Genomic DNA, 12263 nt, shown 5'->3' on the forward strand with positions numbered 1-12263 from the left:
GTGATGTGAGTGGTGCCTGACTCAGGTGGCGGGAGTGGTGGCCACACAGCGGTGGCCACACAGCGGTGGTCATGGGGTCGTGGTCATGCGGTGCGGCGTACGACGAGCGCCGCGTTGAAGCCGCCGTGGCCCCGCGCGAGCACCAGAGCACTGCGCAGGTCCGCCTCCCGAGGAGCCCCGGTGACCAGGTCGATCGCGTAGTCCGGGGCGGCCTCGACGACGTGGGCGGTGGGCGGGATCACCCCGTCGCGCAGGGCGAGCAGGGCGGTGGCCGCGTCGAGGGCGGCGCCGCCGGCGAGCAGCCGCCCGGTCATCGACTTGGGGGCGGTCACCGGCACGGCGCGCGGACCGAACACGGCCGCCAGGGCCTCGGCCTCGGCCCGGTCCAGGTCCGGGACACCGGCCGCGTCGGCGAAGACGACGTCGATGTCGGCGGGGGTGAGCCCCGCGTCGGCGACGGCGGTGCGGGCGGCCCTGGCCAGGCCAGGCGGGCGGCCCGAACCGGGAGCCGGGTCGAGGGTGGCGGCGTACCCGGCGATCTCACCGTAGACATGGGAGGCGCCGCGCTTGCGGGCGGCCGCCAGGTCCTCGGCGACCAGGATCGCCCCGCCCTCGCCCGGTACGTATCCGCTCGCCTCGGTGGAGAAGGGCAGGAAGGCGCGGGCCGGGTCCGGCTCGGTGCTCATCAGGCCGGAGGCGAGTTGCGGCACCCAGCCCCAGGGGCAGATGCCCGCGTCGACGCCCCCGGAGACCACCGCCTGGAACCCACGGCGGACATGGCGGCGGGCCTGGCCGATCGCGTCGATGCCTCCGGCCTGTTCGGTGAGCAGCACGCCGCTCGGGCCGCGCAGCTTGTGCCGGATGGAGATCTGGCCGGTGTTGACGGCGTAGAACCAGGCGAAGGACTGGTACGCGCTGACGTGCTCCTTGCCCTTGCTCCACAGGTTCTGCAGCTCGCGCTGGCCGAACTCGACGGCGCCGCCGGACGCCGAGGTGACCACGCCCATGCCGTACTCGGACAGTTCGCCGGTGTCGAGGCCGGCGTCCTCCAGGGCCCATTCCGCGGCGGCCAGGGCGAGCCGGGTCATGTGGTCGGTCTGCGGCATGAGCCGGCTGGGGATGTGCTCCTCGGCGACGAACCCCGGCACCTCGCCGGCCAGCCCGGCCGGATACCGCGAGGCGTCGAAGCGGGTGACCGGGCCGATGCCCGACTCGCCGGCCAGTGTCGCCTTCCAGTAGTCCTCGGTGCCCAGGCCGTTGGGCGCGACGACGCCGAGTCCGGTCACCACGGTGGACGTGGTCATGCGATGCTCCTCTCCGGTCGCGCGAGGACCATCGCGCTCTGGAACCCGCCGAAGCCGCTGCCCACGCTGAGAACGACGTCCGGCTTCTTCTCCCGGGCGGTCAACGGGATGTAGTCGAGGTCGAGTTCGGGATCCGGTTCGTGCAGGTTCGCGGTGGGCGGCAGCACTCCGTGTTCCATGGCGAGGGCGCAGGCGGCGATCTCCAGCGAGCCGATCGCGCCGAGCGAGTGCCCGATCATCGACTTGATGGAGCTGACCGGGGTCCGGTACGCGTGCTCCCCGAGGCTGCGCTTGAACGCACCCGTCTCGTGGCGGTCGTTCATCTTGGTGCCCGAGCCGTGCGCGTTGATGTAGCCGATCGTGGTCGGATCCAGCCGGGCCTCGGTGAGGGCGGCGTCGATGGCCTCCGACATCTCCCGGCCGTCCGGCTTCAGCCCGGTCATGTGGAACGCGTTGCACCGCTGGGCGAAGCCCGCGATCTCGGCGTAGATGTGTGCGCCCCGGCGCCGCGCGCTCTCCAGCTCCTCCAGGACCAGGACGGCCGCACCCTCACCGAGCACCAGACCGCTGCGGGTCCGGTCGAACGGGCGGCAGGCGCTCTCGGGCGTGTCGTTGCGCGGGGTGGTGGCGTGGATGGCGTCGAAGCAGGCGGAGGTGATCGGGGAGATCGGGGCCTCGGTCGCGCCGGCGATCATCACGTCGCAGGTGCCCTCGCGGATCAGCTCCACCGCGTGGCCGAGCGAGTCCAGGCCCGACGTGCAGCCGGTGGAGACGACCGCCGCGGGTCCCTCCGCCCCCGCCGCCCGGCCCACTTCGGCGGCCATCGAGCTGGGTACGAAGTGCCGGTACAGCTCGGGGACCGCGTACTCGTGGTCGACGAGCCACTTGCTGCCGCCGTCGCTGACCACCGCGTACTCGCGTTCCAGGCTGGTGGTGCAGCCGACCGCGCTGCCCAGGGAGGTGCCGATCCGGCCCGGGTCGAGGGCCGAGGTGTCCAGGCCGCTGTCGGCGAGCGCCTCACGGGTGGAGACCACCGCGAACTGGGCGGCCCGGTCCAGGCGGCGGGCTTCCTGCTGGGAGAGCCCGGCGGCCAGCGGGTCGAAGTCGCACTCGGCGGCGACCCGGGAGCGGAACTGGGAGGGGTCGTAGAAGGAGATGGTGCGGGTGGCGGTACGGCCCGCGGTGAGCAGGTCCCAGTACTCCTTGACGCCGATCCCGCCAGGGGCCACGGCGCCCAGTCCGGTGATGGCAACTCGACGCATCATCTACCTCGCCTTCGACGGGGCGGGGTGCTTCGCGCACTCCCTGCCGGATGGAACTGTGCGGGGCACTGTCGATCCCTTCGTCCGGAGCACTGGGTGTGTTTCGGTGGCCGGGGCGCGCTGGGTGGGTTCTCGCCCCGGCCGACCGGCCCGAACGGCCGCCCGCTTGTGACAGGCCGCCGTATCCGGTAAGCCCATGGAACGTGCAGGTCCTCGACGGCCGCTCGTGTCCGCGTGGACCTGCGGCGACGGCCGCTCAGGTGGGGACGTTGCCATGCTTGCGAGCAGGTATTTCGGCCTTTTTTCCGCGCAGCATCGCCAGCGAGCGGATCAGCACGGAGCGGGTCTCGGCCGGCTCGATGACGTCGTCCACCAGGCCGCGTTCGGCGGCGTAGTAGGGGTGCATCAGCTCGGTGCGGTACTCCTTGATGCGCTGCGCCCGAACCGCTTCGGGATCGTCGGCCGCGTTGATCTCCCGGCGGAAGATGACGTTCGCGGCGCCCTCGGCGCCCATCACGGCGATCTCGTTGGTCGGCCAGGCGAAGGACAGGTCGCAGCCGATGGAGCGGGAGTCCATGACGATGTAGGCGCCGCCGTACGCCTTGCGCAGCACCACGGAGATCCGGGGCACGGTGGCGTTGCAGTACGCGTACAGCAGCTTCGCCCCGTGCCGGATGATCCCGTTGTGCTCCTGGTCGACGCCCGGCAGGAAGCCCGGTACGTCGACCAGGGTGACCAGCGGGATGTTGAACGCGTCGCAGGTGGAGACGAAGCGGGCGGCCTTCTCGCTGGCGTGGATGTCGAGCACGCCGGCGAGCACGGCGGGCTGGTTGGCGACGATGCCCACGGGGTGCCCGTCGAGGCGGGCGAGCGCGCACACCACGTTGCGTGCCCATGCCTCGTGGACCTCGAAGTACTCGCCGTCGTCGACGACTTCCCCGATGACGGCGCGGATGTCGTACGAGCGCCCCGGCTCGGCCGGCACGAGGTCGCACAGGGCGTCCGTGCGCCGGTCGGCGGGGTCGCCGGACGGCGCCGCGGGCGGCAACTCCCGGTTGTTGGACGGCAGCAGGGAGATCAGGAACCGTACGTCCTCAAGGCACTCGGTCTCGTCGTCGTACGCGAAGTGGCAGACACCGGAGACCGTCGAGTGCGGCTCGGCGCCGCCCAGGCCGTTGTGCGTGATCCTCTCGCCGGTGACCGCCTGGACCACGTCGGGTCCGGTGATGAACATCTGGGCGGTCTCGCGCACCATGAACACGAAGTCGGTGAGCGCGGGCGAGTAGGCGGCGCCCCCGGCGCACGGGCCGAGCATCACGCTGATCTGCGGGATGACCCCGGAGGCCGCCACGTTGCGGCAGAAGATCCCGCCGTAGCCGGCGAGCGCGGTGACGCCTTCCTGGATGCGGGCACCGGCGCCGTCGTTGAGCGACACCAGCGGCGCTCCGGCCGCCTGCGCGAGGTCCATCACCTTGTGCACCTTGGCGGCGTGGGCCTCACCGAGCGCTCCCGCGAACACCCGGAAGTCGTGGGCGTAGGCGAAGACGGTGCGGCCGTGGACCAGGCCCCAGCCGATGACCACGCCGTCGCCGTGCGGCTTCCTGTCCTCCAGGCCGAACCCGGTGGCGCGGTGCCTGCGCAGCGGTTCGATCTCGGTGAAGGTGCCCTCGTCGAAGAGGACCACCAGCCGTTCATGGGCGGTGAGTTTGTTCTTCGCGTGCTGTCGCCGGGTGGCCTCGGGATCGGGGCCGTGGCCCGCCTCCTCTTTGGTACGGCGCAGTTCCGCGGCGGCTCGCCGCAGGTCAGGGGCGACTGAGGGGACCGTGAGGTCGTCGAGGATCGTCATCGGCCGAACGTAGGACCGGCGACTCGAACGCGGGTCGAGACACCGCCGGGGCCGACCGGTTTCCGGGTCAGCCGGCGGCGGAGGAGGGCACCTGGCGGTGCACCTCCAGGTCCAGCTCGGGGTCCGCGGCGAGGATCGACTGGTGCAGCCGCCGCAGTCGGGACGAGGGTTCGATGCCGAGCTCCTCGACGAGCGAACCACGCAGCCGCTGGTAGGCCTCCAGGGCCCGCCACGCGTTGTTGGAGCGGTGCAGCGCCGTCATCAGATGGGCACAGAAGTTCTCGTGCATGGGGTGCCTGGCCACCAGGACGCGCAGTTCGGGCACGATCTCCGCGTGCCGGCCGAGATACAGGTCGGCCTCGATGCGCCGCTCCAGGGCCGCCATCCGGTCCTCCTCGAGCCGCAGGGACTCCAGTTCGAGCACACTGCCCAGGCGTACGTCCACCAGGGCGGGCCCCTGCCACAAGGCCAGGGCCCTGCGCAGGAGTTCGGCGGCGGTGCGGTGGTCGCCCGCCTCGTGCGCGTCGCGCCCGGAGGCACACAGCTGCTCGAATTCCTGTACGTCGATCTGTCCCGGCTGCACCTCAAGGAGGTAGCCCCCGTGCTGGGTGACGAGGATGTCCTTGGGCCGGCGGGTCGCGTCGCCCTCCAGAGCGGCCGCGATCTTGCGCCGCAGCTGCAGGATGTACGTCTGCAGGGTGGTGGCGGCGCTGCGCGGTATGTCCTCGCCCCAGATCTCCTCCATCAGCGTCGGCACGGTGACGACGCGTCCGGTCTGCAGGGCGAGCAGGGCGAGAATCTGCCGCGGTTTCGCGGCGGTCGGCACCACCGACACTCCGTTCAGTTCGGCCGTGAGTCGCCCCAGTATCTTGATGTCCATGTGATCACTCTCCCGTCTCGCACGGGCGGTGCACGCCCCCGTGTCGCCTGGGCGGTGCCGTCGGCCGCGGGCCGCGGTCGTTGCCTCCCGAGCATGCCAAGAGCCTGGCAGGAGCCGGGTTCCAGCCACAGTGCGCGACTCATGAAGAGGCCTATGAAAATGTCATAGCGCGATGGTGAGCCCGGCACTGTGCGCCTTCGAAGAGCGCCCTCCAGAATTCGGTGTCGCGGGATACGCCGAACGAATTCCCGATTCGCAGCGCCTCTCAACACACTCAGGACTCTGGAGGGTTCCATGAGCACGTTGATCATGCCCGCCCCGGCCCGTCGGGCCCATGCGACCTCGCAGGACCACCGCATCGCACTCCTCACGGCCCGTGCGGGACTCGAACCGGAACTGGCCGCGCGCTACCTCGCCGACCCGGTGTCGGTCCTCGCGGAGTTCGGGGTCGTGGCGGCGGAGCCGGTGTACCTGGCGGCAGCCGTAGGGGAAACGTTCGTGCTGGAGGACCTGGACCGGCCGGACACGTCCATCAGCTACGACAGCTGGTTCACCGGACAGGAGCACTCCGCCGCCGGCTCGGGGACTCCCGCCGCATGAGCGGATCCCCCATGCCCTCCGCGGCACGGCAGGTGGGGTTCAAGCCCCACCTGCGCGTCGAGGTCGTCGGCGGAGAGGCCGTGTATCTGCTGTCGGAGCGCGGTACGACCGCGCTGCACGGCCCGCACGTCGAGGCCCTCGCCCCGCTGCTCGACGGGACCCGGACCCTGGAGGCCGTCTTCCTGGAGGCCGCCGGCGTGGTCGACGCGCCGGCGGCGGGCCGGACGATCGCCGCCCTCGCGGAGGCCGAACTCATCGGCTACCGCGCCCCGTCGACGGATGCCGCCGCGGAGGCCTACTGGGAACTCGCGGGCCTGAGCGGGGCGGGCGCCCAGGCGGCGCTGGGCAGCACCCCGGTGCAGGTCCTCGTGCTGGGCCGGACGGACCCCGGCCCCGTCCACCAGGAGTGCCGCGCCTCCGGCCTGACCCTGGCCGACGAGGAGACGTCCGCCGCGTTCACGCTGGTCGTGTGCGACGACTACCTCGACCCGGCACTGGCCGACGTGGACGCACGGCACCGGGCCGAGGGCCGGCCCTGGCTGCTCGCCAGGCCGTGCGGCGTCGAGGCCTGGGTGGGCCCGGTGTTCGGCACCCCCGAGCGGGCCTGCTGGTCCTGCCTGGCACACCGGCTGCGCGGACACCGCGCCACGCAGGCGCCGGTCCAGCGGGTGCTCGGACTGCCGGGACCGGTGCCGCTGCCGCGCGCCTACCTGGCGTCCGTACGGGCGCTGGGACTGCAGAGCGCCGTCCTGGAGGCGATGAAGTGGGTCGCCGGGATGCGCCATGACGAGCAGAGCGCCCTGTGCACTCTGGACACCCGCACCCTGCGCACCCGCCACCACCCGGTGACCCGGCGCCCCCAGTGCCCCGAGTGCGGCGATCCCGGTCTGGTGGCGGCGAGCGTGCGGCGCCCGGTGACCTTCGCCTCCCGCCCGAAATCGGCCACGGCCGGCGGCGGCCACAGGGCCCTGTCGCCCGACGCCGTGCTCACCCGCTACCGGCATCTCGTCGATCCGCTCACCGGTGTGGTGCCCGAGGTACGGCCCGCCTCCGGCACTCCCGACGGCCTCAACCGCTATGTCTCCGGGCGCAATCACGCCCTGCGCGCCGACTCGCTCGCCGGGCTGCGGCACGGGCTGCGCAGCCACAGCGGCGGCAAGGGAACCACGCCGGCCGAGGCCGAGGCCGGCGCGCTGTGCGAGGCGGTCGAGCGCTACAGCGCGACCCGGCACGGGGACGAACCAGTCGTCGTCGACACACTCGCCGGGCTCGGCGACAGCGCGCTGCACCCCAACTCCTGCCAGCTGTACGCCGACCGGCAGTTCGCCCGGCGGGAGCGCTGGAACCGCTCGGCCGCCGCGTTCCAGCAGGTTCCGCCGCCATTCGATCCGCACGCTCCCACGGAGTGGACCCCCGTGTGGTCGATGACCGCCGGCACCCACCGGCTGCTGCCCACCTCGATGCTCTACTTCGGCCCCGCCCCGGGCGGACAGCCGTCCGCGCCATGGGCGGACTCCAACGGCAACGCGGCCGGCAGCAGCCTGGAGGACGCGGCGCTCCAGGGGTTCCTGGAGGTGGTCGAGCGCGACGCGGTCGCCCTGTGGTGGTACAACCGCAGCCGGCTGCCCGGCGTCGACCTGGACGCCTTCGACGAACCCTGGCTCGGCCAGGTCCGCGCCGCATACGGCAGGTTGCGCCGTGATCTGTGGGTGCTGGACCTGACCGCGGACTTCGGCATCCCCGTCATGGCGGCCGTCTCCTGCCGCAACGACGGGAGGGCGCAGCAGATCTGCTTCGGCTTCGGCGCCCACTTCGACCCGCGTACGGCACTGCGTCGCGCGGTGACCGAGATGGCGCAGCTGCTCCCGCCACCGGGCGTGGACCCGCGGGCGGGCGGCGAATTCGCCTCCCTCCACCCGGAGCTGGCCTCCTGGTGGTCTCTGGCGACCACCCGGAATCAGCCATATCTGGTCCCGGACCGGGCCGAGTCTCCCCGTACACCCGCAAGTTACGTGTGCGAACCGAGAAACGACCTGCTCAGCGACCTCACGGTGGCCCAGGCCCTGGTGCGCGGCCATGGCATGGAACTGCTCGTCCTCGATCAGACTCGGCCTGACGTGCGGCTTCCCGTGGTCAAGGTGATCGTCCCCGGGATGCGTCACTTCTGGGCCAGGTTCGCCCCCGGACGACTCTATGAGGTCCCTGTGACCCTCGGTCGCAAACCGCACGCGACGGGTCACCGCGACCTCAACCCCATTCCTTTGTTCGTGTGAATCCGGCTGATTACAGCCATCGGTGGCCCGATCCCGTTGTGAGCCCTACCATGCGATTCGCCATGTCCCCGGGGTAGGAGGTCACGATGCCGGACGCTTTCCGTGGAACGGAAAGTACCGAGGGTGCCGAGAGTTCCCCGCCGGCAGCGATCCACCTGGCCATGGCCCCGCGCCTCGCCCGCACCATCGTCCTGCTCGTGCTGACCTGTTACTGCTTCATCGTCATCCTCAACGTGCTCCACACGGGCGGGGTGAGCGCCACCCGGATGACTGTCTGTGTCGGTGTCGTCCTGCTGGAGTTCGGGGTGCAGTTCGCGCTCGCCCTTCCCGCCGCGCGCGCGTGGCCGCTGCGGCGGCGGCTCGTCACCCTGGGTGTGCAGGCCGTCCTGACGTATCTGCCCGCTGCCTGGTTCGGACTCGACTGGGGCAGCATGCAGGGGCCGCTCGCAGCGACCATCCTGCTCACCCTGCCCAACCCGGTCGCCTGGCCGGTGTTCGGGGCCGTCGTGGCGGCCGCCCCGCTCTACCCGCTGCTGAAGGGCTCGGGGGTCCTCTACAGCGGCTATGTGTTCATCTCCGTCACCCTGGCGGGTCTCGTCATCTACGGCCTGACCCGGCTGACCGACCTCGTCCGTGAACTGCACGACACCCGCGAGCGGTTGGCACGCATGGCCGTGACCCAGGAACGGCTGCGCTTCGCACGGGACCTGCACGACCTGCTCGGGTACAGCCTCTCCACCGTGACGCTCAAGGGCGAGCTCGTCAGCCGGCTGATCCCCGTCCGCCCGGAGCAGGCCGCCGAGGAGACCACGTCCCTGCTCCTCGTCGCCCGCCAGGCACTGGCCGACGTCCGGCTCGTCTCCCGCGGCTACCGGGACATGTCGCTGTGCGACGAGGCGGACTCGGCGGCGAAGGTCCTGGTGTCGGCCGAGGTCCGCGTCGAGGTCGACATGCGCGTCGAGCGGCTGCACCCGGTGGTCGACACGGTGCTCGCGACGGCCCTGCGGGAAGGAGTCACCAACATCCTCCGCCACAGCAAGGCCGAGGTATGTACGATCAGGGCCACCAGCGGGACGGAAACGGTTCTGCTGACGCTGGTCAACGACGGGGTCACCGACGGGGGGAAGCCCGACGCGCGTTCCTGCGGTGGGAGCGGTCTGGGCAACCTCCGGACGCGGCTCACCGAGATCGGCGGAGAACTGACGGCCGGCGTCGACGAGGACGGTCTGTTCCGCCTCGACGCACGGGCACCGCTCCAACCGCATCAGGGGGAGGCCGGCAATGCCGCGGCCGCCGCCGGGCCCGGCACCGAGAGAGCCGTGGCCTGATCAGGCCCCTGATCAGACGAGACACCGCTACCTGGGGGAGGTAACAGGTGCTGTCCATCAACATCCTTCTCGCCGAGGATGTGCACATGATTCGCGGCGCTCTGGTCGCGCTGCTGCAACTCGAACCCGATCTGCGGGTCATCGCGTCCGTGGAACGGGGCGACACGATCGTCAGCACCGCACTTGAGGTCCGGCCCGACGTCGCGGTGATCGACGTCGACCTGCCGGGGATGGACGGTCTGACGGCCGCCGCCCTGCTGCATGAACAGCTCCCCAGTTGCCGCTCCCTCATCCTCACCAGCCTGGGCAAGCCCGGCACCCTGCGCCGCGCCATGTCGGCCCATGTGTCGGGCTTCCTCCTGAAGGACTCCCCGCCCGACCAACTCGCGTCCGCCGTACGCTCGGTGGCGATGGGGGGACGGGTCGTGGACCCCCAACTCGCCCTGACGGCCTGGGACTACCCCGACAATCCGCTCTCCCGCCGGGAGATGGAGGTGCTACGGCTCGCGGCCCGGGGAGCCGACGCCGCCGAGATCGCCGGATGCCTCTATCTGACCAAGGGAACCGTCCGCAACTACCTCACCTCGATCGTCGGCAAGCTCGGCGCCCGCAACCGCGTCGACGCCATCCGCATCGCCGAGGAGGCCGGCTGGATTCCCTGAGCCGGCCCGGCCGGGCCCGGCCCCGAGCAGTGCGTCCAGCAGGCCCTCGTCCAGCGTCGTGCCCACCGAGACGTCGGCCAGCTCCCCGAACCCGGTGTCGTGCACCGCCGCGCTCACCACATGGCGGCCGCCCACGGCGAAGGTCCCGAACGTCCATCCGTCGTCCTCGGTGGCCGTGCCGTCGGGGCGGACCAGACGGGCGCCGGACGGCCCGTGCAGCGCGAAGCCGAACTCGGTGAAACGGAACCTGAGGCCCTGCCCGAGCGCCTTGCTGTAGGCCTCCTTGAGCGTCCACAGCCGCACCATGGTCTCGTTGCGGGCGCCCTCGCCGCCCCGGTCGAGGTGCCCCTTCTCGAACGGGGTGCAGGCCTGTGCCTCGGAGCCGGTGTGTGCCAGCCGGCGGTCGGCGCGCTCCACGTCGACCCCGATCCGGCCCCTGCGGGTGACGCCGACGACCATCGTCTCGTCGGTGTGGCTCAGGCTGATGTCGATCTGGTCCAGGCCGCGCACATAGGGGCGCCCACCCGGCTGATACGCCAGGTCCACCAGCTGCGGCTGGGTGCGCAGGGCCGCCGCGGCGGTGTAGCGCACGAAGAGCCGGGAGGCGAGGAAGCGCTCCCGCATCCCGGCCCTGCCGAGTTTCTCGTAGCGGATCCAGTCACGGCCGAGGAGCGCGCGCAGCTGTTCCGTGCCGGTGTCCGGCTGCCAGCCGGGCATCCTGCCGTACACCAGGACGCTTCCGCCGCGCACGAGTTCGTCGCGCACCCGCTCCCAGGGGCCGTCCGGTCCCGGCGCCTCGATCGGACGGCTGATCGGCGTCATCGGGTTCACGCCCCGGCCAGTGCCGCCGCCAGCGGTCCGGCGTCGAGCGCGGAGATCACCCCGGCCAGGTCCACCGCGTCGCTCTCCGGACCGCGGCACACCGCCAGGCAGGTCGGCCCGTCGTTGCCGCCCATCCGGCGCAGGAACGGGGTGAGGACCACCCGGGGGCCGATCTCCACCACATGGGTCGGGGTCTGCTGCGCGAGCATCGCCCGGGCGGCGTCGGCGAAGCGCACGGGGGAGGTGATCTGCTCGCTCCAGTACGGCCCGTACAGCGGCTCGGTGGTCAGCCTGCCGTACACGGTGGAGTAGAACGGCACCCGGGCCGGACCGCCGGCCACCCGGTGGGCGACCGCGTCGAACCTCGGCACCATGGGCGCCATCAGAGGCGAGTGGAAGGGGTGGGTCACCGTCAGATGGCGGCAGGCGATGCCCCGGCCCTCCAGCTGCTCCTGGATGCGTTCGAGTCCCGCGCGGTCCCCGGAGAGCACGGTGGCCTTGGCGGCGTTGATGGCGCCGATGCCGACGCCGGGCTCGGCCGCGACCAGCTCGGCCGCCTCGAACGGGGCGGCACAGGTGGCCATCATGCCGCCGCCGGAGGGCAGGTACTGCATGAAGGCGCCGCGCAGCGCGACCAGTCGGGCGGCGTCGGGCAGCGACAGGGCGCCCGCGACGGCGGCCGCCGCGAACTCCCCGATGCCATGGCCGAGTACGGCGACCGGGGTCACGCCCTCGTCCCGGAGGGTCTGCGCGAGGGCGTACTCGACGGCGAACAGTGCGGGCTGGGTGAACGCGGTCTGGTGGATGCGCGGGTCGTTGCCGAGGATCAGCTCCACCACGGACGTCCCGGTGTAGGGCAGCAACTCGGCGGCGGCCTCGGCGAGATGGGCACGGTAGCCGGTGCAGTCCCGGTAGAGCCCGGAGGTCATGCCCGGGTGCTGGGAGCCCTGACCGGTGAACGCGAAGGCCGCCCTGACCAGGCCGCCGCCCGCCGGACGCGGATCGCGGTGCGCCATGTACCGGGCCAGCTCGCGCACCGTGGGGTAGGCCGCGATGTCCGTGGGATCGATCAGCGGGCCGAACTCCTCCTCGATGTCGCCGTACAGGCTGAGGGTGGCCACCGAGTCGAGTCCGTACTCGTGGAAGGGCACGCTCTCGTCCACCGGCACACCGAGATAGTGGGTGAGCCGCTCCGTGAGCCATTCGCGGTGGGCCACGTCGAACGAGTCGTCGTGCGCGTCGTCGTGCTGTGGTTCGGGCATGGTCGGTGCTCCATCTCGGGCGCG

At 71.8% G+C, this 12263-nt stretch carries 9 protein-coding genes and 1 pseudogene; 4 read left to right on the forward strand and 6 right to left on the reverse strand.

Annotated elements, in window-relative coordinates; all coding sequences use genetic code 11:
- Positions 1–83: 83 nt before the first annotated feature.
- The 4 genes from OG870_RS36330 to OG870_RS36345 form a co-directional block, all read right to left on the reverse strand.
- Positions 84–1304: a ketosynthase chain-length factor gene (locus OG870_RS36330; protein ID WP_266531601.1), complete on the reverse strand. Its 1221-nt coding sequence runs from the start codon at positions 1302–1304 to the stop codon at positions 84–86.
- Entirely contained in the window at positions 1301–2566 is a 1266-nt protein-coding gene (locus tag OG870_RS36335) for a beta-ketoacyl-[acyl-carrier-protein] synthase family protein (protein WP_323179482.1), read from the reverse strand. The genes OG870_RS36330 and OG870_RS36335 overlap by 4 nt, the downstream gene beginning before the upstream one ends.
- 256 nt (positions 2567–2822) lie before the next feature.
- Positions 2823–4412, reverse strand: a complete 1590-nt coding sequence (locus tag OG870_RS36340) for an acyl-CoA carboxylase subunit beta (protein ID WP_327691901.1) — start codon at positions 4410–4412, stop codon at positions 2823–2825.
- Positions 4413–4479: 67 nt separating this feature from the next.
- Entirely contained in the window at positions 4480–5292 is an 813-nt protein-coding gene (locus tag OG870_RS36345) for an AfsR/SARP family transcriptional regulator (protein WP_266531607.1), read from the reverse strand.
- Positions 5293–5586: 294 nt separating this feature from the next.
- Here OG870_RS36345 and OG870_RS36350 point away from each other — a divergent pair, with 294 nt between their 5' ends.
- The 4 genes from OG870_RS36350 to OG870_RS36365 all read left to right on the forward strand — a co-directional run bounded on the left by OG870_RS36350 (position 5587) and on the right by OG870_RS36365 (position 10155).
- The gene (locus OG870_RS36350) at positions 5587–5892 is read left to right on the forward strand and encodes a hypothetical protein (RefSeq protein WP_266531609.1); all 306 of its coding nucleotides are present in this window, start codon (positions 5587–5589) and stop codon (positions 5890–5892) included.
- Positions 5889–8165, forward strand: a complete 2277-nt coding sequence (locus OG870_RS36355; RefSeq protein WP_327691902.1) for a TOMM precursor leader peptide-binding protein — start codon at positions 5889–5891, stop codon at positions 8163–8165. The genes OG870_RS36350 and OG870_RS36355 overlap by 4 nt, the downstream gene beginning before the upstream one ends.
- A gap of 86 nt (positions 8166–8251) precedes the next feature.
- On the forward strand, positions 8252–9493 hold the full coding sequence (locus OG870_RS36360) for a sensor histidine kinase (protein WP_266531612.1): 1242 nt from the start codon (positions 8252–8254) through the stop codon (positions 9491–9493).
- 50 nt (positions 9494–9543) lie between these two features.
- The gene (locus OG870_RS36365; RefSeq protein ID WP_266531679.1) at positions 9544–10155 is read left to right on the forward strand and encodes a response regulator transcription factor; all 612 of its coding nucleotides are present in this window, start codon (positions 9544–9546) and stop codon (positions 10153–10155) included.
- A gap of 201 nt (positions 10156–10356) precedes the next feature.
- Here the strand turns inward: OG870_RS36365 and OG870_RS36370 are convergent.
- Together OG870_RS36370 and OG870_RS36375 are read right to left on the reverse strand one after the other, a co-directional pair.
- Positions 10357–10977: pseudogene (locus OG870_RS36370) on the reverse strand (4'-phosphopantetheinyl transferase family protein); the annotation flags it as partial.
- A 5-nt stretch (positions 10978–10982) separates the two neighbouring features.
- Complete coding sequence (locus OG870_RS36375; protein ID WP_266531614.1) at positions 10983–12239, reverse strand: acyltransferase domain-containing protein; 1257 nt, start codon at positions 12237–12239, stop codon at positions 10983–10985.
- Positions 12240–12263: the final 24 nt, after the last annotated feature.

Source organism: Streptomyces sp. NBC_00461, assembly GCF_036013935.1.
Classification (GTDB): Bacteria; Actinomycetota; Actinomycetes; order Streptomycetales; family Streptomycetaceae; genus Streptomyces.

Excerpts from the sequence above, each read along its gene's own strand:
- OG870_RS36330 (WP_266531601.1), bottom strand. The coding sequence starts at position 1,304 with ATGACCACGTCCACCGTGGTGACCGGACTCGGCGTCGTCGCGCCCAAC.
- OG870_RS36335 (WP_323179482.1), bottom strand. The coding sequence starts at position 2,566 with ATGCGTCGAGTTGCCATCACCGGACTGGGCGCCGTGGCCCCTGGCGGG.
- OG870_RS36340 (WP_327691901.1), bottom strand. The coding sequence starts at position 4,412 with ATGACGATCCTCGACGACCTCACGGTCCCCTCAGTCGCCCCTGACCTG.
- OG870_RS36345 (WP_266531607.1), bottom strand. The coding sequence starts at position 5,292 with ATGGACATCAAGATACTGGGGCGACTCACGGCCGAACTGAACGGAGTG.
- OG870_RS36350 (WP_266531609.1), top strand. The coding sequence starts at position 5,587 with ATGAGCACGTTGATCATGCCCGCCCCGGCCCGTCGGGCCCATGCGACC.
- OG870_RS36355 (WP_327691902.1), top strand. The coding sequence starts at position 5,889 with ATGAGCGGATCCCCCATGCCCTCCGCGGCACGGCAGGTGGGGTTCAAG.
- OG870_RS36360 (WP_266531612.1), top strand. The coding sequence starts at position 8,252 with ATGCCGGACGCTTTCCGTGGAACGGAAAGTACCGAGGGTGCCGAGAGT.
- OG870_RS36375 (WP_266531614.1), bottom strand. The coding sequence starts at position 12,239 with ATGCCCGAACCACAGCACGACGACGCGCACGACGACTCGTTCGACGTG.